Origin of the sequence: Hymenobacter glaciei, from assembly GCF_039539585.1 — a bacterium.
GTDB classification, from domain to species: Bacteria; Bacteroidota; Bacteroidia; order Cytophagales; family Hymenobacteraceae; genus Hymenobacter; species Hymenobacter glaciei.
In genome coordinates this window covers 92,584-112,332 of record NZ_BAABDK010000033.1, presented here as the reverse complement: position 1 = coordinate 112,332, position 19,749 = coordinate 92,584, and the positions used below count along the sequence as shown (strand labels likewise).

The following is a 19,749-nucleotide window of genomic DNA, read 5'->3' as shown; positions in this document are numbered from 1 at the left end:
CATCTCTACCGCAACAGTAATTATTCTCGCAATAGAGATGCTTCGACTGCGCTCAGCATAACGTTCTTCATTTTCAGACAACCTTTACTTTCAAATAATCTCTTCGCCCAGCACTGCTTTCTCCTCTTTCCAGAACAGCTTGAGGCCGGAACGGAAAAGCACCAGCCAAGCCGCACCACCCGCAAAACCGGCCAGCACATCGGTAGCATAGTGGGCGTGCAAGCACACCCGCGTTAGACCGATAAGGCCTGCCCAGAGCAGCAGCGGGGCCGCCCAGCCCGGCCGGCCAAAGTGCCGGGCCAGCAGCCAGGCCAGACAGCCGTAGAAGGTAAGCCCCAGCATGGCGTGCCCGCTCGGAAAGCTGAGCCCGAAAGTGCGCAGCACGGCATTGGCGGGCCGCGGCCGGTTAAAATATAGCTTAAGCAACTGGTTGAGCAGGACGGCTCCGGCCATTACCAATACAAGTTCTTTGGCTTCGCGCCGATGCCCGGCCCGGTACAGCAGCAGCGGCCCGATGATGCTGGCTGGCAGCAAAAAGGGCAGTGATGCAAAGAATGTGACAAACCGGACGGGCCCGTGTAAGCCCGGCCAGTTTCGCTGCCAGCCGTCCACCATATCCGATGCCCAGGTATCGAGGGCCATCGAATGGTGCACAAATACGACTCGCGCCATATAAAAGAACAATACGAAGGCAACCACGAACAACACGGTCGCAAAAATGACCTCCACAGTAAGCAAACCTGCGAACGCCAGCAGGCGCGACGTAAAACGATTCATAAGCCCGATACGAAACTGATGGCTGGCTGTTCGCTGCTCTGCTAGTGGGAGCCAGGGCAAAAATAAAAAAGCCAGCCCTTTAGGACTGGCTTTTTGTACGTGCGCTCGGGGAGACTCGAACTCCCACACCTTGCGGAACTGCCGCCTGAAGACAGCGCGTCTACCAATTTCGCCACAAGCGCATGCTGGGCTAAAAAGCCGCCCGCCCAGTGGGTAGCGGCCTTTTGGTGCTGCAAAGATACAGTCTTGATTTACGGCTGCGCAACCTTTCAACTATTTTTTTCACTTCCCGCAGCTGTTTCGGGCTATCGGCAATTGTTTCTCAGTTACTTGCCGGGGCTTTTTTTTTCTTCTTTTTCGATTTCACAGTGCTTCCTCCCGCTGCTGGCCCGCCCTTACCGGGCACTGCTGCTCCCACCCTCACCGGTTTCGACCGCGTGGCGTGGTGCTACGATGCCTTGGTGGCCCTGGTGTTTGGTCCGGCCCTGCGCAATACGCAACGGGCCGCGCTAGCAGGGTTGCCCACTGGTGCACCACATGTGCTTATTCTGGGCGGCGGCACGGGCTGGGTTCTGGTGGAGGTATTGCGCCTTTGCCCAGCCGCCACGGTGCTCTACCTCGAAGCCTCCCGCCACATGCTGGTCCGGGCGCGGGCGCGGCTCAGTCTGGCCCAGCTGGCCCAGGTTGAGTTCCGGCACGGTACACAAGTGGCCCTAGCTCCGAGCGAGGCCTTTGATGCGATACTCACATTTTTTGTACTCGACTGCATCGCTACAGCCGATTTGCCAGATGCTTTGGGCCGTTTGCACACGGCCCTACGTCCCGGTGGGCGCTGGCTTCTGGCCGACTTCCGCCCGGCGCGCCGGGGCTGGCGAAGGTTGTTGCTGGCGGCCATGTTCTGGTTTTTTCGGCTTACCACCCGGCTACGGGCCCGTGAACTGCCCGATTTGGCGGCGGCTATGGCGGCGCAGGGGCTGCGCGGAGAAGCCATGGGGCAATTCTACCGTGGCGCCACCGAAGCGGTGGTGTTTCAGTGAGTAAGCAGCCGGCTTGGATATGCCATATTACAACGAGCATTCACAAAAACATAATTTTAACGTTCTCTGTCCGTTATTTTTGGACGTAAACGGCGGTTGTATTGTAAATTTTCCGCAACTTTACGCTGTCTGTCCGGCCTTTCTTGTGGCCTGTTTACTTATTGTGCTATAATTTACCCTATGAAACACATTATTACTGCTGGCATTGCCTGCTGCCTGGGTTTGGGCACGGCGGCGGCTCAAACGAAAGCGCCAGGTGCGCCGGTGCGCTACGCGCTGTCTTTCCCCAACGCCGTGCACCACGAAGCCAAGGTTACGGCTACGTTTGCGGGTGTGCCCCGGGGGCCACTGCACGTGCGGATGGCCCGCAGCTCGCCCGGCCGCTATGCCGTGCATGATTTTGCCAAGAACGTGTACTACGTGGTGGCTACCGATGGGGCCAACCATCCCCTGCCCCTGAACCGCCCCGACCCCTATGGCTGGGACGTGACCCCCGGGGCCGACGGCACGGTGGTCTTCAGCTATACCCTCTACGGCGACCAGACCGACGGCACGTTTGCGGGCATCGACCAGCAGCACGCCCACCTGAACCTGCCCGCCACGCTGTGCTACGCCACTGGCCTCGAGGACCGGGCGGCCGAGGTGAAGTTTGAGGTGCCACCAGCTTGGAAAGTAGCAACCCAGCTACGCCCCAGCGAGGACAAAAACGTCTTCACCGCGCCCAACCTGCAGTATTTGATGGACAGCCCCGTGTCGTTGGGTGCCCAGCAGGTGCGCACCTGGCAGGAAGGCAACCAGACCATCGAGCTGGCGATGCTGTACCAGGGCCCGGCCGCCGAAATGGATGCCTTCGCCCAGAAGGTTCAGAAAGTAGTGAAGGAAGAAAAAGCCATTTTTGGTGCGCTTCCAACATTTGACTTTGCCCGCTACACCTTCGTAGCCGATTACCTGAGCCAAGCTACCGGCGATGGCATGGAGCACCGCAACTCGACTTCGCTTACCAGCCCCCGCACCTTGAAAGACGAGGACGCGACCAAAAACCTGGGCACCGTGGCGCACGAATTCTTCCATGCCTGGAACGTGGAACGCCTGCGGCCGGCGGACCTGGAGCCCTTCGACTTTCAGCGCGCCAACATGAGCGACAACCTGTGGTTTGCCGAGGGTTTCACGCAGTATTATGGCCGCCTGGCCCTGCGCCGCGCCAAGCTGATTGAGGACGAGGAATTCTTCGACGACATCAGCCGGTGGGTGAACCTGCGCCAGAACAGCCCCGGTGCGCGCTACGCTTCGGCCATCGACATGAGCCGCCAGGCCGCTTTCACCGACGGTGCCGGCCAAGGCGGGGCCCCCATGAACGTGGTGAACACCAGCCTGTCGTACTACGACCAGGGCGCGGGCATTGCCCTGGTGCTCGATATGCAGCTGCGCCAGCACCACCGCTCCTCGCTCGACAAGTTTATGCAGGCCATGTGGCAGCAGTTTGGCAGCAAGCAGAACAACTACGCGCCTACAACGCCCTACACCACCCGCGATTTGCAGCGCGTACTGGGCGAAGTAAGCAAGGATACGGTATTTGCCGACCGATTCTTCCGTCAGTACGTTTACGGCCGCGAAACCCCGCGCTTCACCGAAAACCTGCTGGTGGCCGGCCTGGCCGTGATTCCGACGCGGGCGCTTGGCGCGGCGCTGCCCAACCAGGTCGAGTTTGATGACGAAGGCCGCTGCATCGTAGCTTTCAACACCCAGATTGGCTCGGGCCTGTACAAAGCGGGCATCGACCGGGGCGACCAGATTGTGGTGCTCGACGGCAAGGAGCTCCACAGCCGGGGCGACATGGACGCCGTGCTGCACAAGCACTCCCCCAGCGACGTCGTATTCGTGAAGGTGAAAACCCGGGGTGGCGCCGAACGCACCACCCAGCTCATCCTGGCCGAAGACCCTACCGTGCAGGTGAAACCCGTGGAATCGGTAGAGAAAATGGTGCTATCTCCTGCTCAGAAAACCCTGCGCGAAGCTTGGCTGGCCCCGCAGGCCTCCAACTAATCCTCTAATCGTAAAATAATGGCCCCGGCGGGCCGGCTCTGCATTACGCGGGCTGGCCTGCCGGGGCTTTTTGCTGGGAGCATTTCTGGGCCGGCCGCTTGTGGGGCCGAAACCTTAAGTTGCTCCCTTGTGCGGGATTTTCGGGCAGGAGCCAACTGATTATCGCCAGCTCAACCGGGAATCTTAACCGATGAACAACATAATATCTTTACTTTTGGATGATTTGGCGGGCGATTTCCAGATTCTGGTGCTACCCAAAGCGCTTATGGCCGGTTTGATTAATGTCCTAACTCCCTTCTCAAATTACCGTTATGCCCATTTTTGATAAACTCACCAACGCGGCCAAGGATTTTTTTATCGAGTCCGAGGAGGAAACCAGTGCCACGACTACTCCTCCTACTGTTCCCTACGGCACTCCTAGCCAACCGGCAGCTCCTGCGGCACAACCTGCGGCCACTTTTAATGCCCCAACTGTAGTGCAGGCCGAGCAGCGCCACCTCGACCACATTGCCGGCCTGCTGGCTGGCGACGGCAAGGATTTTGGGGCCTACATGAAAATGGTGAAAAGCATGGCTGCCGCCGGCTTGAGCGGCCCGATGCTGTACCAAACGGCTTTTAATGCCTTCTCGGCCGTGAACGGCGGCACCATGCCTGCCCTACTGGCCTCGGCCGCGCAGTTTGAGCAGGCGCTGGTTACCGACCGCGACAAAGTGCTGGCCCGCCACCGAGAAAAAATGGGCGAGTCCAACACGCCCGGAGCCGCCCCCGGCCCCGTGGCCCAACTAGCAGCCCAGGAGAAAAAACTGGCCGCCGACCTGGCCGACCTCACCCGGCAGCTGCAGGCCAAGCAGCAGCAGTTGCTGCAAACCCAGCAGCAACTGGGCGAAGAGCGCCAGAAAACGCAAGCCGCGCTGGCCTCATACGAGTTGGCTAATTCGGCTGCGCTCGCCGACCTGCAGGCCCACCGCAAAGCAGCGGAGGCATTTTTGAATACCGCTAAATAAGGCAATAGTCCACTTAGCCGGCGAAGCGTCGGCTCCTTCTTTACTTTTTTCTGCATCATGAATACTCCTTTACTAGGCCCGCCTTCACCCGCCGATGGCCTGCCGTCGTGGCAAAAACCCGAGAAAGTAGCTGGCTGGGTTTTCGTAGCCGCGCTGGTTGGCGCGGGTGTGTATTACTGGGGCCAGATTCTGCCCTATCTCATTGACATCGTATTCGATACCGTGAAGCTGGGCATTGGCCTGGGCGTGCTGTTCGTGCTGTTTTTGCTGGCCACGAACAAGCGCATTCAGACCGGGCTGTGGTACCTGGGGCAGCGCATTTTTCGCACGGCCGCCAGCTTGTTTGTGAACACCGACCCCATCGGCATTATGGAGGACTACATCCGGAATACGGAGAAGGAGGCCCGCAACATGGAGGAAGAAGTTGGCCACATTGAGGGCGCCAGCGAGCTGGTAAAGCGCAAGATGGACGCCAACCGCACCCAGATGCAGGAGTACCTGGGCCTGGCCGACTCGGCCCTGCGCCAGGGCGAGAAAGATAGCGCCGAGAGCTACGCCAGCCGCGCTGCCCAACTCGAAGACTATAACCGCCGCCTGCAGCCGATGGCCACGACCACGGCCAACGTGAGCCTGGTGATGCGCCAGATTCTGAAGGCGGCCCTGCGCCAGATTGACGGCAGCAAGTTCAAGGTCAACCTCTTGAAAGATGAATACACGCTGGTGAAACGCACCAGCTCGGGCATGCGGGCCGCGATGAACATCCTGCGCGGCGACCCCGACAAGAAGTACTTTTTCGACCTGGCCACCGACCGCGTGGCCCAGGACATGGCCCAGCAGCTCGGCCAAATCAAGCAGGCCATGCGCTACTCCCAGGAGTTCGTGAAAGAGATGGACATCCAGAACGGCGTGATGAGCGAGAAAGGACAGCGCCTGCTCGACAAGTATCAGAAGGGCGAGTTCAGCGCCATTATGGACAACGAAGCACCGGTGCGCATGAACGCGGCCCCCACTCGCCAGGCCACCGACGACGCTTACGGCAAGCTCCTAGACTAAGAGAAGGTGAGCATGTGGGAAGGGCGGTAATAGCGGTTCTAAACCGGCTATTCTCGCCCTTGCTGCATCTACCCATTTCCACCTTCATCACATTCTACACATTTTCACATTTCATAAATGACCACTCGCGGTAAAGTTCTCATTGCCATCATTGTCCTTGCGGGCTTGTATTTCGGCATCACCAAACTCACATCCAGCAACCTGCTGTTTAAAAAGGCGACTACCGAGTCGGTGTTGCTCAACTCAATTGAGCTACCAGAGGCCACCAGCGGCAACGGCGTAAATACGGTAGTGCCGCTTGCACCACTGCCCGGCAGCAGCGCAGCCGAGAAAGGCACCCCGGTGGTGTGGGAAGTAATGGCCTGGAACAGCCAGATGGCCGGCATGCTGGCCAACGGTGGCCCCCGCTCCACCACTGGCTCAGCTATGGCAGCCAACGGCCTGGATATGCAGATTGTGCGCCAAGACGACGTATCGAAAATGCAGGCCGACTTGGTGAAAAACGCCGCGGACCTGCAAAACAACCCCGCCACGCCGGGCCTAATTGTGAGCATCATGGGCGACGGCCTGCCCGGCTTCTCGGCTGTGCAGGATGAGCTGAAGAAGGCCGGTACGCAGTTGCAGATTATCCCCTATTCGGTGGGCAAATCCTTCGGCGAAGACAAGCTGATGGGCCCGAAAGAATGGCTCGATAACCCCAAGCTGGCTTTAGGCAAAACTGTGGCCTGCTACCTGCGCGACGGCGACCAGAACATCGCCCTGAAATGGTGCGCCGACAACGGCTTGAAGGTGAACCCTGACGAAACCACCTACGACCCGCAAGCCGTGAACTTTATGTCGGCCAGCGACTTCCTGGTGGCGGCTGAAAAATACATTCTTGGCAAGCCCGAAAGCCGGGACAAGATTGTGGATGGCAAGAACACCGGCGTAAAAATCGACGTGGTGGCCGACGCCGTAGCCACCTGGACGCCCGGCGACGTGAACATTGCCAAGCAGAAAGGTGGCCTGGTGAAAATCGTGAGCACCAAGGAGTATTCAAACCAGATGCCCAACATCATGGTAACGACCAAGCGCTGGTACGACGCCCACCAAAAAGAAGTAGAAGGCATTATCATGGCCCACGCCGTAGCCGGCGACCAGGTGAAATCGCATCCCGAAGCCCTGACCCGTGCCGCCGATATTTCGTCTGAAGTGTATGGCGACAAGGACAAGCCCGGCGCCTACTGGCTGAAGTATTACAAAGGCGTGAGCGAGGCCGACCGCAACGGCGAGGTGGTGGAGTTGGGCGGCAGCAAGGTGTTCAACTTCAGCGATAACCTGGCCCTTTTTGGTCTGAACGAAGGCGGCACCAACATCTATGCCTCGGTGTACAAGGCTTTTGGCGACGTGCAGAGTAAGCTCTACCCCAAGGAGCTGCCCACCTACGTGCCCCTCGACCAAATGCTGGACCTGACGCCCCTGAAAAACCTGCAGGCCAAATACAAGGGCAAGACGGTGGCCCCGGCCGAAACCCAGAAGTTTGCCGCCGGCGACGAAATCCGCCAGAACGTGAGCAAGCGCGCCTGGAACATCGAGTTCAATTCGGGCCAGAGCACCTTCACGCCCTCGGCCACGAAGGAGCTGAACCAGTTATTTGATGACTTGGTAGTGGCTGGCAGCCTGAAAGTGGCCGTGCACGGCCACACCGACAACGCCGGCGACCCGCAAGCCAACCAGCAGCTGAGCGAGGACCGCGCCATGGCCGTGCGCCAGTGGCTGGAGCGCAAGAGCAGCAGCGCTTTCCCCGACGGTCGCATTCAGGTGTATGCCCACGGCGCTACCGAGCCGGTGGCTAGTAACAGCAGCCCCGTTGGTAAAGCCAAAAACCGGCGCGTGGAAATTGTGCTGGGCAACTAACCCCGGCCGCTTGTTTTGCAGAACGTCATGCTGAGCGCAGCCGAAGCATCTCTGCCGCGCAACTAATTCAGATTTAGTACAGCGGTAAAGATGCTTCGGCTGCGCTCAGCATGACGTTTTTAGTTCGCTCCTTTCCTCCCTTTCCATTCCATGATTAAAGACTTATTTACCCCCAATGCCAAGCCTCGGCCTTCGGTGTTTCTCACCATGGTGGCGGTGCAGGTGCTCCTGCTACTCCTACTGTGGCTATTTTATCCACTACAGCTTTTCCCCACTTTGGGTGAGGTTGTCACGGCCTTCAAGGGTTTGGTGACGACGCAGGGGCTGATTCAGGAGTTATGGGCCAGCTTGACCACGGCACTGGGTGCATTGGGCATTGCCACGGTTTTGGCACTGGTTATCTCCTACCTCACGGCGCTGCCCTTCTTCCGGCCCATCGCCTACGCGGCCAGCAAGATGCGCTACCTCACCCTCACGGGCCTCACCTTCTTCATGGCCCTGATGCTCAATTCGGGCCACCAGGTCAAGCTCTCGGTCCTCATCTTCGGGGCTACGGTGTACCTGGTGACGGGCATGACGAGCGTAATCCTGACCACCACCCAGGAGGAAATGGACCACGCCCGCACCCTGGGCATGAGCGAGTGGCGCAGCTTCTACGAAGTCGTGGTGCTGGGCAAGCTCGACGAGATGCTCGAAGTCGTGCGCCAGAACTTTGCCATCATCTGGACCATGATTACGCTCGTCGAAACGCTTTACCAGTCCGAGGGCGGCATTGGTCTGCTGCTCTACAAGCAGAACCGCTACATAAAATTGGATGGAGTCGTCGCCATTCAGCTGGTCATTCTGGCCACCGGCGCCTTGCAGGACTACGTGTTTGAATTCCTACGCCGCATGTTCTTTCCCTACTCCGCGCTCACGGCGGCAAAATAATGGCGGACCATATCTACAAAGAGCCTATTCTGACGCTGCGCGATGTTTCGATGCAGTTTGGGGGCGAAGTCATTTTGCGCGACATCAGCCTTGATGTACTGAACGTGGTGCGGCCCGGCGTGAGCCAGGGCCAGGTCGTGGGGTTCTACGGTCGCTCGGGCATCGGCAAGTCGGTGCTGTGCCGCATCATCGCGGGCCTGCTGCCGCCGAGTACCGGCACCGTGCTGGTAGCCGACCCGCAACGGCCCGTGTGCCCCGGCGATGTGGGCTTAGTGCAGCAGCGCTACCCTTTGTTCAACCACCGCACCTTGCTCGACAACCTGCTGGTGGCCGCTGGCCGCAAGCACGCCCCAGCCGAAGCCAAAGCCCGCGCCGAAGACTTTCTGACCCGTTTTGACCTGGCCCCGCATCGGCGCAAGTACCCGGCCCAGCTCTCGGGCGGGCAGCGGCAGCGGGCGGCCATTGCCCAGCAGCTGCTGTGCTCCGAGCACCTCATTATTCTTGACGAGCCCTTCTCCGGTCTCGACATTGCGATGATTGACGAGGTGAAGAAAATCATTGTGGAAGTCACAACTTCGGACGAGTTGAATACCGTCGTTATCGTATCGCACGACCTGGCCACCACCACCGCCCTCTCGGATACACTCTGGCTGCTGGGGCCCGAGCGCGATGCGGCCGGCCAGTGCCTGGCTGGGGCCACTATCAGCAAGCAGCACCAGTATAACCTGGCCGAGATGGGCCTGGCCTGGCAGCACGGCATTCAGGCCAAGCCGGAATTTGTGCAGCTGATTGAACACTTGAAAGAGGAAATCCGGAAGACCTAAGCGTTGAGGGCAATAGCACGCATGGCGTGGGCCTGTGCTAGCTTCCGTGTAACATTGCACTCGCCAAGCATGTTCACCCACTTTTTACAGCTTTCACCATGCGCCTCACTTTTGCCAGCAAGGCCATTATCGCGGCCATCATTCTCGTCGGCCTATACTTCGGTATCCGCCGCTTCACGGCTACTAACGAGGATATGGGCCGCGCGGCCCGCACCTCGGCCAGCACGACGGCCCCGGTTGATACCATCGTCAACAACGACTCCAACAGCGGTTCTTACGGGCCTGCTGCGGCCACCGGAGCCACGCCAGCCTTTACGTACGATGCGCCCGCACCCGTCGACGGCAAGCTGAAGGGCGTGGTGGAGCTGGGCGCCAGCGGCTTCAACTCCTTCATCGTCCGCATTGACCAAAACCGCACCTGGAAGCTGGAAAAAGCCGATTTCGGCAACAGCCTGGTGATGGAGAACATGGCCACCGAAGACGATATCCGCAAGGGCTTGAAGGCCTACATTGCCCAGATGCTGGACTTTGGCGTGGGCGGGCGCGACATTCATTTCGTGGTGAGCTCGGGCGCGCTGAAGGCCGAAGGCACGGGCAAAATTGTGAAGGTGCTGAAGGGCCTGGGCTACGTGGTGAACACCGTAACGCCCGAAAAAGAGGGTGTGCTGGGCCTGCGCTCGGTGCTGCCGGCCTCGTTTGCCGACCGCGCCTTCGTGGCCGACATTGGCTCGGGCAACACCAAAATTTCGTGGCTCGACGGCAGCCAGCCTAAGTCGGTGGAAACCTACGGCGCCAAATACTTCGAGAAAGGCACTGCCGATGCTACCGTGGCAACCGATGTGAAGGACAAAGCCAACCAGATACCAGCCGATTTGCGGGCCACCTGCTTCATCATCGGCGGGGTGCCGTTTGAGATGGCCAAGAAAGTGCGCAAGGGCAAAGAGCGTTACACCGTACTCGACGCCCCCAGCGCCTACCAGCTCGACAACGCCAAATCCAAAGCCGGCCTGAATATCTACAAGTCGATTGCCGATGCCACCGGCTGCAAGCAGTTCGTGTTCGACTGGGATGCCAACTTCACCATCGGCTATTTGCTGACGCTGCCGAAGTAATCGCTAATTTACGTGGACTAAAACGCCCCACCGGCTGCCGGTAGGGCGTTTTGCATGTAGGGGCGGGGTCGTACCCGGTAGGGCTTGCCCCCGCCCGCTATTCGCACTAGTACGACGATTCTGTCCAACAACGGGCGGGGGCAAGCCCCGCCCCTACCTAAAACACTGGCGCCACCAGCCCGTTTCTTTAGTTCCCCGGGCTAACCCCATTCCTGCTTCATGGCCAAACGCATTTCCTATCTACGCAACGAGGCGCTGCCTACCGTGCGGCCCGGTTACCCCGGCAACAAGCTGTTTGGCCGCGAATTCGCCAACGGCGAGGAGTTGTTTGAACCCAGCTTTGGCACAGTGCTGAAGTGGCAGCTTTCGACCAACCCGCAGAAGGAGGAAAAGAAGCGCGACACCTGGGCCCCGGAAGTGGTGGACTGCGCAGCAGCATTTTCTTCCACCGACGACATACTGGTGTGGCTGGGCCATTCCAGCTTTTTGCTGCGTGCGGCGGGCGTATCGCTGCTGTTTGACCCCATCCTCTTCTCGTCGCGGGGCTTGCGGCACCGCCACCCTCTGCCCTGCCAGCCCGAGGCCATTCGCAGCATCGACTACCTGCTGCTTTCGCACGGGCACCGCGACCACCTGGACGAAAAATCCATCCAGTTGCTGGCGGCCCAGAATCCACAAATGAGGGTTTTGTCGTCGCTGCGCATGGCCCCGCTGCTGCGCGGCATGGCTCCGGCCCTGCCGGTGCAAGAAGCCGGCTGGTGGCAGCAGTACGACCTCGGCCCCGATTCACCGCTGGAAATCACCTACCTGCCCGCCGCCCACTGGCACCGCCGCGGCCTGGCCGACCTGAACCAGGTGCTCTGGGGCAGCTTCATGATTCGGGTGCAGGACCGGCTCATCTACTTCGCCGGCGACACCGCCTACGCCGAGCATTTCGAGGCCATTGAAGCCCGCTTCGGCCCCATCGATATCGCCCTGATGCCCATTGGGGCCTACAAGCCCGCCTACATGATGGCTAAAAGCCACGTCAACCCCCACGAAGCCGCCAAAGCTGCCAACGTGCTGCGCGCCGGCCACGTCGTGCCCATGCACTACGGCACCTTCGACCTGGCCGATGAGCCCGCCTCCGAACCCCTGCGCCAAATCAGGGAAGTGGCGGCCGGTGGCATGCTGCGCGGCGAACTGCACGCGCCTGCTGTGGGCGAGGTGATGCGCTGGCAGGACTGGGAGTAGATTTTGGTTTGGGAATGTGTGCATTTTGCGCCCTGCCTGCATCGGTAGAGGGCCAGACAGAGCTGCCTATTGGTGGTAATTTGTTGGCTTCAATTTTCCTTTCGCTGACTGCTACTCGCGGGTCAATACTTCTTCCAGAAATGCATAACCTACCCAAGCCCCAGCCCTGCGGGCAACCCTGGCTCGAGATGCAGCCCACGGCCAACGGCCGCCTTTGTGGGCAGTGCGACAAGGAGATTTATGACTTTACAGGCATGGCCTGGCCAACCATTGCCCGCACCCAGGCCGAGCACGGCAACGCCCTTTGCGGCATGTACACGCCCGACCAGCTAAAACACTGGGGCCAGGTGTCCCCGCCCAACGCCTGCGCCAAACTGGCGGCAGCGACCACGCTGGCGCTGGCGTTGTCGGCCGTTATCCCGGCAATGGCCCAAACGTCGGGCGGGCGCAAGCTTACCGGAACGGTAACGTTCGTTTCTGACAAGGGCAAGCCTGAGCCGATGCCCTTTGCGACGGTGCTGCTGGCTGGCACGCAGGTGGGGATTTCGACCGATGCAGAAGGCCGCTATGAGCTGCTCCTCCCGGATGCCAAAGCGTTGCCCGAAGCCGCCAAAATTCAGTTTATGAGCGTTGGGATGACGACCGACGAATGGCCCCTCCCGCTGCAGAGCGATGGCCCACTTCAGCACGATGCGGTGCTGCACCTAAACCCCACCAGCAACCCCAGCGTCTTTTCGGTGCGCCAGCCGTCGCTGCCGGAGCGCGCCAAATGGACGTTAAAGAGCTTGTTTAGTCGGCGGCTGCAGTAGCTCGATTAGCCCGTTGGCCCGGCGCGGCCAGTTACGACATAAAGAAGCTGCCGATGCGCGGGCAGCTACCTGTTAGCTTTGCGCTTTACTGCTGCACTGTCGCTATAAAAGCGGACAGCTAACAGCCAATAGCTAACCGCTAGAAAATGTCGCCAACTTTAGTATTGAGCCTGGTTGCGGGCTACTTCGTCGTTCTCATCATCATTGCCCTGCTCACGTCGCGGGGCGCGACCAGCGAAAGCTTCTTCGTGGCCAACCGCAACGCGCCGTGGTACATGGTGGCGTTTGCCATGATTGGCACCTCGCTTTCGGGCGTCACCTTCATCTCGGTGCCGGGCAACGTGTACGGCAAAAGCTGGAGCTACCTGGCCGTGGCGCTGGGCTTCGTGGCCGGCTACGTGGTAATTGGCACCGTGCTGCTGCCACTCTACTACCGGTTGCGGCTGGTGAGCATTTATTCGTATCTGGAGCAGCGCTTTGGCTACTGGAGCTATAAAACTGGTGCCTTGTTCTTCTTGATTTCCAGGTCGCTGGGTTCGGCTCTGCGGCTGTACCTGGTGGCCGGCGTGCTGCAGTTGGCGGTGTTCGATGCGATGGGCGTGCCGTTTGAGGTGACGGTAGTGGTCAGCATCCTGTTCATCTACCTCTACACCTTCAAGGGCGGGCTGAAAACTATTCTCTGGACCGACACTTTCCAGACGCTGGCCATGCTGAGCTGCGTGGCCCTGAGCATCTACTTCATGTCGGATGCGCTGAATTATTCCTTCAAGCAGCTCATCAGCTCGGTGCGCGACAGCCCGATGTCGCAGGTGTATTTCTCCGATTTCCGCGACGATAAATTCTTCTGGAAGCAGTTCGCCTCGGGCATGTTCATCACCATCGTGATGACTGGCCTCGACCAGGATTTGATGCAGAAAAACCTGAGTTGCCGCAGCCTCGGCGAAGCCCAGAAGAACCTGTTCTGGTTCACGCCGGTCATCGTGGGGGTCAACATCTTGTTCCTCACACTGGGCGTGCTCATGTACCAGTACGCCGCTGCTCGCGGCCTCAAGCTGGCCGAGTTGCCCCAGCTTCTCAATCTCAAAGGCACCCTCGATACCGACAAGGTGTTTCCCTTCCTAGCCACCACGCAGTTCTCGCTCACGGCCGGCATCATCTTCGTGCTGGGCATCATCGCCGTTACGTACGCCTCTGCCGACTCGGCCCTGACTTCGCTCACCACCTCGTTCTGCATCGACTTTCTCGACATCACCCAATACCCCGAAGCGAAGCAGACGCGTATGCGCCAGCTCACCCACCTGGGCTGGTCGGTGGTGCTCATTGTCATCATCCTCATCTTCCGGGTCCTCAACGAGCAGAGTTTGATTGATGCCGTGTACAAGGCGGCCGGCTTCACCTACGGGCCGCTGTTGGGCCTGTTCGCCTTCGGTATCCTCACCCACCGGCAGCTGCGCGACCGGCTGGTGCTGCCCACCTGCGTGGCCGCCGTCAGCCTCACGCTCCTTATTGTGACGCACTCGCAGGAGTGGTTGAACGGCTACAAGTTCGGCTTCGAAATCCTGCTGCTGAACGGCGCGCTGGTGTACCTCGGCCTGTTGCTCATTTCGCGCCCAGCCGATGCGGCCGTGGCTCCGGCGAACCTGACGGCGTAGTCCGGGGTTGAGTATTTCGGCGACTTATTCGTCTGCTGCTTTACCGGGTGGCGGTGCCGACGCACCTCCGGCCCTGTCTTTGCTTTCCCTTCGTTTATGAAGATTTTATTTATTCCCCTCGCGCTGCTGGCCGGCATCACTGCCCACGCCCAGCAACCCGCTCCGGCCACCGGCCAAACCATCATCCTCAAGCCCGGCCAGATGCAGGTGCAGCGCAACCCCGCCGCCAATCGGCCCGACCGCGCCCCCGTGTACCCCGGCGGTGAGCAATCCATGGGCCTGTTCTTCCTCGAACACATCAACTACCCCGCCGCTGCCCGAGCCAACAACGTCAGCGGCAAGGTGCTGGTGAACGCCACCGTAAATGAGGACGGCAGCATCAGCAACCCCGTGGTGGCCCAGTCCCTTTCACCCGAGTGCGACGCCGAGGCCCTGCGCGTAGTGGCCCTGCTCTCAGGTTGGCAGCCAGCCATGCGCCGCGGCCACCCGCTGCCGGTGCTGGTGCAGTTGCCCGTGCCCTTCGGCGCGGCCGGCGTGATGCACGTGGAGCAGGTGCGCCGCCAGCCCGCGCGCGGCCGGCACCAATAAGCGAACAACCTGATAGAAGACCGTCATGCCGAGCGTAGCCGAGGCATGACGGTCTGATTCCCTGAACCTCTCGACGGCGCTTTACCAGTGCCGCATGCCCGGCGGCCGAAATTGCCGCGTTATAATTAGCAGAATTAGATAAGACCCGATGGCCCGTAGTGGACTCAATACCAGCGGCGGCGATGCACTCGCCGCCGACCTGCCCAAACCGAAAGTAAACAAGGAATCACTCAAGCGCAGCCTGCGGATTTTCCGCTACGTCCTGCCTTACAAAGGCCTGTTCTCCGTGGGCCTGATGATGCTAGTGCTTAGTAGCAGCACGTTTATGGCCTTTCCGTGGCTAGCCGGCAAACTCGTCGGCGCAGCTAGTCATAAACCATTCATATTGCCCAACGGCATAGAGTTGGGAATAGGCCGCATTGCGATGCTGCTGTTTGTTATTATTGTGTTTCAGGGCCTTTTCTCGTTTGGGCGCATCTGGTTTTTTACGCAAGTAAGCGAGTTCACAGTGCGCGACATCCGCAAGGCGCTATACGCTAAGTTCGTGCAGTTACCCATCCCTTTCTTTGAGCAGAACCGGGTAGGGGCTATCACCTCGCGCATAACGACCGACGTGGCTCAGATTCAGGAAACGTTTTCGCTCACCATTGCTGAACTATTCCGTCAGGTATTCACGCTCGTTATTGGCATCACCGCCATCATGGTGGTGTCGCCAAAACTGTCGCTGTTTATGCTGGCGACATTTCCACCTATTGTATTGGCAGCAGGCATTTTTGGCCGTAAAATTCGTACACTAGCCCGTAGCACCCAACAGGAGCTAGCTACTACTAACACCATTGTAGAAGAAACCCTCCAAGCTATTAACTCGGTGAAGGCTTTCACCAATGAGCATTTTGAAACCCAGCGTTACGGCACGGCACTCAACCGAGCAGTACAAGTAGCATTGCGCAGTAACCTCTTCCGAGGCGGCTTCGTGTCGTTTGTCATAATCGGCCTTACCGGAGGCATTATTCTCATTCTGTGGCGAGCCGCTACATTGGTTTATAATCCGGGCCCCGACCACCTCGAAGTGGACCAACTGCTAACATTTCTCCTTTTCACTGTTTTCATCGGCGCGTCTATCGCGGGCCTCGGCGAGATGTATGGCAAGGTACAGAGCACGCTCGGTGCGTCGGAGCGCATCCTCGAAATTCTGGACGAAACGCCCGAGCCTACGCACATCGAGCCAGCAGTGGGACTCACGCCGGCCCGTATTCAGGGAGACATCCGCTACGAGCACGTGGCTTTCCGCTACCCCACCCGGCCCGACATCGCGGTACTCAAGGACATCAACTTCCACATTGCAGCGGGCGAGAAAATTGCCTTGGTCGGCCCCAGCGGCGCGGGCAAAAGCACCATCGCCGGCTTGCTGATGCAGTTTTACCCGCTCAGCGGCGGCCGCATCATCGTGGACGGGCACGATGTGCAGGACTACGACCTTACGGCGTTGCGCCGCCACATTGGCATTGTGCCGCAGGAAACGCTGCTATTCGGCGGCACCATCCGCGAGAACATCGCCTACGGCAAGCCAGGCGCTTCCGACGCTGAAATCATCGAATCTGCCGAGCGGGCTAATGCTTGGCAGTTTATCCAGGCCTTTCCCGAAGCGCTCGATACGGTGGTGGGCGACCGCGGCATTAAGCTCTCGGGCGGACAGCGCCAGCGCGTGGCCATTGCCCGCGCCATCCTGAAAAACCCCGCCATCCTCATTCTCGACGAAGCCACGTCCTCCCTCGACAGCGAAAGCGAAAAGCTGGTGCAGGGCGCCCTCGATGAGCTAATGGAGCACCGCACCAGCCTCATCATCGCCCACCGCCTCTCCACCATCCGTAAAGTCGATAAAATCCTCGTGATTGACGGTGGCCGCATCGTGGAGGCCGGCACCCATGAGGAGCTAAGCGAGCGCGAAGGCGGGCTCTATGCTAACCTGCTGCGGCTACAGTTTGAGCTGACGTAACATTTGGTTTATAAACACACAATTACGGCCCTTGCTTCCTTAGATTTCACGGAGCAAGGGCCGTGATTATTTTAGGAGATGACTTTTGTGAAATCCAGAACTCATTCAGGTAGCAAGCGAAGAATTTCGTTGCCGGACATTGCGCCACTTGCTGGCGTTCTGCTGTTGTTTGTGAGCTTCTTCCTGTTGGGACATTTTCACAACCCGACCGATGAAGTAGTAGCTTCTGAGCATCTTCCCTCCTCATCCACTTGGCACTGCAAGCTTGCTGACTATCATCAAGTGGTCATTAGCCTTACAGCGAAAAACCAACTGGCTTTTTCGGTCACTTCTCCAGCAATTCAAACGGCAGCGATTAAAGCTGTTGCCTTACAGCATCACGTCAGCCTTACTTCTACTCAATTGGTGGAACTAGCTAAAATTCCATTGTTAAGAATTAATGTGGAAAGCCTTCCATATTATCTGCAACAGCCCGTTTCTAGGCGTAATAGCCCAAGTCAACTGAATAAAATGTCTCTATTAGACGAAAAAGAGTTGGTTGAGTGTATTGGTAAAGCGAGAGAATTTGCCAACACATCGACACATGGGCCGATGAGAATAGCAGTCCGAATTGATTCGGAAGCCAAAATGAGTGCGGTTAATCATTTGACCGCATTGCTTGAAGGGCAAGGGCCTAATCGAGTTGACTTGGTGACGCAGCTAGCACAGATGCAGCGATGATAATTACTCTGTCATTCCTCAAAACCCGCGCCCCAAGCGTGGGTTTCGTATTTTTAGCCCCACAATAACATAACTCACCTCTCCCTCACTAATGAGCAAGCACTTCGCAAGTTTCTCCGTCGCTGTTGCAGCGGCTGTTACCCTGCTGGCCAGCCCGGCCGCCCACGCCCAAATCCGCACTCCCGCCGCCAGCCCCCAGAGCACCGTCATGCAGCGCGTGGGTCTCACGGATATCACCATTGTATACTCGCGACCAAGCGTGAAGGCGCGCACCATTTTCGGCACGGTGGTGCCGTTTGGCAAGCGCTGGCGCACGGGCGCCAATGCCACCACCAGCATCAAGTTTTCGGACGATGTGGTGATTGAGGGCAAGAAAGTAGCCGCCGGCGAGTACGGCCTCTACACCATCCCGAACAAGACGGAGTGGCTGGTGGTGCTCAACAAAAGCCTGAAGCAGGGTGCCGACGTGGACGGTTTCAAGGACGACCAAGACGTGGCTCGCTTCACTATCAAGCCCTACAAGGTGGCCAGCAAGGTCGAAACCTTCACCATCAACTTCACCGATATTACCCCCGGCACCGCCAACGTGGCCCTGGAGTGGGAAATGACCGGCGCCAAGTTCAAGGTAACCGCCGATGTGGACACCAAGGTAATGGCCCAGATTGACGAGAAAATCACCAAAGCCGCTACCCCCGCCCCCGGCGACCTGGCCGCCGCCGCCGTGTACTACCTCGACAACAACAAGGACCTGAAGCAGGCCCTGGCCTGGATGGAAAAAGCCAACGCCGCCGAGCCCACCAAGTTCTGGAACCTGAACACGGAAGCCAAAATCCGCCTGAAAATGAAGGATTACGCCGGCGCTACCAAAGCCGCTGAAGCGTCGAAGAAGGCTGCCCTGGCCGCCACACCGCCCAACGGCGAGTACGTGAAAATGAACGAGGAGCTGATGGCGGAAGCCAAGAAGATGGGCAAGTAAACATTCGCCCCATGTTCAGGCAATGCACGACCATTCTGTGTGTAATTACCTGATTACTAATAAAAAAAAGAAGGCTGCAGCATTTACGTTGCAGCCTTCTTTTTTTCTATTTATACACCGGGTGCAGCTGGTGGTTCATGATGGTGGCCAGCATGGAATCGGGGAGCACGAGGCTGGTGAAAAAGTTGAGCTTGGCGCTCATGGTGGGCAAGCTGCGGGCGCCGCCTTCCATGAGTACGTCGTAGCCATTTTCGGCCACGGTGCGCGCCGATACCGTGTGGTTGGCGGCGCGGGTGTTTTCGGCGTGCGCAACCTGGAAGAAGTTGGTAGCGGTAGGAGGCGGGCAAAGCACAGTCATGGTCACGGCCGATTTCTGCTGCTTAAGCTCGTGCTGCACCGACTCGGTGAAGCTGAGCACAAAGGCCTTGGTGGCGGCATATACGGCCTGGCACGGGCTGGGCGTGAAGGAAGCCAACGAGCCGACCTGCAGAACCCGCCCACTGTTGCGGGCCACCATGTCGCGCAGGTAAAGCTTGGTCAGCTGCACGAGGGCCGTGGCATTTACCTGGATAATGGCGAGCTCGGTGGCCAGGTCGGTATCGGTGAAGTAGCCGGTTTCGCCAAAGCCGGCATCGTTCACCAACGCGTCAATCTGCAGCCCGCGCGCAGCAGTTTCGGCGTAGAGCTTGGCGGGCGTATCGGGGTGGCAAAGGTCGAAGGGCAGCAGCACGACGTCGACGCCGCCAAACTCCTGGTGCAGCAGCCGGGCCGCTTCTTTGAGCTCATCGAGGTGGCGGGCCACGAGTACCACCCGGTAGTCGTCGCGGGCGAAACAACGGGCGAGTTCGAAACCGATACCACTTGAGGCACCGGTAATCAGGGCTGTTTGGTCGTTCATAACTGATAGGATTAAGGTTAATTGATAACTTACACTAATATATAAAATAATCGCCATTTAACATCATAATCCGCAAGTTTTCAGGAAGTTCAGCCGCTGTATGATTGGTGGTTGTGCGCACTGGCTACCCTCGCGGCTTACAAGAAGCAGGAAGCGGATACGAGCGCAGCGCAACGCGGCAATCCGTCCTGTCAAAACCAG

The 19,749-nt window shown here is 58.8% G+C and carries 17 protein-coding genes and 1 tRNA gene; 15 read left to right on the top strand and 3 right to left on the bottom strand.

Features of this window, described 5'->3' with window-relative positions:
• Positions 1–90 precede the first annotated feature (90 nt).
• Positions 91–777, bottom strand: a complete 687-nt coding sequence (locus ABD837_RS22145) for a phosphatase PAP2 family protein (RefSeq protein ID WP_345058965.1) — start codon at positions 775–777, stop codon at positions 91–93.
• Between the two features lie 100 nt (positions 778–877).
• A tRNA-Leu gene (locus ABD837_RS22140) sits at positions 878–959 on the bottom strand.
• Positions 960–1,145: 186 nt separating this feature from the next.
• Here ABD837_RS22140 and ABD837_RS22135 point away from each other — a divergent pair.
• The 15 genes from ABD837_RS22135 (at position 1,146) to ABD837_RS22065 (ending at position 18,650) form a co-directional block, all read left to right on the top strand.
• Positions 1,146–1,814 carry a class I SAM-dependent methyltransferase gene (locus tag ABD837_RS22135; protein ID WP_345058963.1) on the top strand — a complete coding sequence of 223 codons (669 nt, stop codon included), beginning with the start codon at positions 1,146–1,148 and terminating at the stop codon, positions 1,812–1,814.
• A 180-nt stretch (positions 1,815–1,994) separates the two neighbouring features.
• On the top strand, positions 1,995–3,857 hold the full coding sequence (locus tag ABD837_RS22130) for a M61 family metallopeptidase (protein WP_345058961.1): 1,863 nt from the start codon (positions 1,995–1,997) through the stop codon (positions 3,855–3,857).
• Between the two features lie 311 nt (positions 3,858–4,168).
• On the top strand, positions 4,169–4,861 hold the full coding sequence (locus ABD837_RS22125) for a hypothetical protein (RefSeq protein ID WP_345058959.1): 693 nt from the start codon (positions 4,169–4,171) through the stop codon (positions 4,859–4,861).
• 57 nt (positions 4,862–4,918) lie between these two features.
• Positions 4,919–5,914, top strand: a complete 996-nt coding sequence (locus ABD837_RS22120; protein WP_345058957.1) for a PspA/IM30 family protein — start codon at positions 4,919–4,921, stop codon at positions 5,912–5,914.
• Positions 5,915–6,031: 117 nt separating this feature from the next.
• Positions 6,032–7,810: an OmpA family protein gene (locus tag ABD837_RS22115; RefSeq protein WP_345058955.1), complete on the top strand. Its 1,779-nt coding sequence runs from the start codon at positions 6,032–6,034 to the stop codon at positions 7,808–7,810.
• A 150-nt stretch (positions 7,811–7,960) separates the two neighbouring features.
• On the top strand, positions 7,961–8,740 hold the full coding sequence (locus ABD837_RS22110; RefSeq protein ID WP_345058953.1) for an ABC transporter permease: 780 nt from the start codon (positions 7,961–7,963) through the stop codon (positions 8,738–8,740).
• Complete coding sequence (locus ABD837_RS22105; RefSeq protein ID WP_345058951.1) at positions 8,740–9,564, top strand: ATP-binding cassette domain-containing protein; 825 nt, start codon at positions 8,740–8,742, stop codon at positions 9,562–9,564. The genes ABD837_RS22110 and ABD837_RS22105 overlap by 1 nt, the downstream gene beginning before the upstream one ends.
• 98 nt (positions 9,565–9,662) lie before the next feature.
• Positions 9,663–10,676 (top strand): hypothetical protein, encoded by a 1,014-nt coding sequence (locus ABD837_RS22100; RefSeq protein ID WP_345058949.1) that lies wholly within the window; start codon positions 9,663–9,665, stop codon positions 10,674–10,676.
• Between the two features lie 219 nt (positions 10,677–10,895).
• Entirely contained in the window at positions 10,896–11,909 is a 1,014-nt protein-coding gene (locus tag ABD837_RS22095; protein ID WP_345058947.1) for an MBL fold metallo-hydrolase, read from the top strand.
• Positions 11,910–12,049: 140 nt separating this feature from the next.
• Positions 12,050–12,718, top strand: coding sequence for a carboxypeptidase-like regulatory domain-containing protein (locus ABD837_RS22090; RefSeq protein ID WP_345058946.1), 669 nt, complete (start codon positions 12,050–12,052; stop codon positions 12,716–12,718).
• 146 nt (positions 12,719–12,864) lie between these two features.
• Positions 12,865–14,370, top strand: coding sequence for a sodium:solute symporter (locus ABD837_RS22085; protein WP_345058945.1), 1,506 nt, complete (start codon positions 12,865–12,867; stop codon positions 14,368–14,370).
• A gap of 96 nt (positions 14,371–14,466) precedes the next feature.
• Positions 14,467–14,958: an energy transducer TonB gene (locus tag ABD837_RS22080; RefSeq protein WP_345058944.1), complete on the top strand. Its 492-nt coding sequence runs from the start codon at positions 14,467–14,469 to the stop codon at positions 14,956–14,958.
• A gap of 148 nt (positions 14,959–15,106) precedes the next feature.
• Positions 15,107–16,954, top strand: coding sequence for an ABC transporter ATP-binding protein (locus tag ABD837_RS22075; protein ID WP_345058942.1), 1,848 nt, complete (start codon positions 15,107–15,109; stop codon positions 16,952–16,954).
• A gap of 78 nt (positions 16,955–17,032) precedes the next feature.
• On the top strand, positions 17,033–17,674 hold the full coding sequence (locus tag ABD837_RS22070) for a hypothetical protein (RefSeq protein WP_345058940.1): 642 nt from the start codon (positions 17,033–17,035) through the stop codon (positions 17,672–17,674).
• A 91-nt stretch (positions 17,675–17,765) separates the two neighbouring features.
• Positions 17,766–18,650, top strand: coding sequence for a DUF2911 domain-containing protein (locus tag ABD837_RS22065; protein ID WP_345058938.1), 885 nt, complete (start codon positions 17,766–17,768; stop codon positions 18,648–18,650).
• 106 nt (positions 18,651–18,756) lie between these two features.
• Here ABD837_RS22065 and ABD837_RS22060 read toward each other — a convergent pair whose 3' ends face one another.
• On the bottom strand, positions 18,757–19,548 hold the full coding sequence (locus ABD837_RS22060; RefSeq protein ID WP_345058936.1) for an SDR family NAD(P)-dependent oxidoreductase: 792 nt from the start codon (positions 19,546–19,548) through the stop codon (positions 18,757–18,759).
• Positions 19,549–19,749 lie beyond the last annotated feature (201 nt).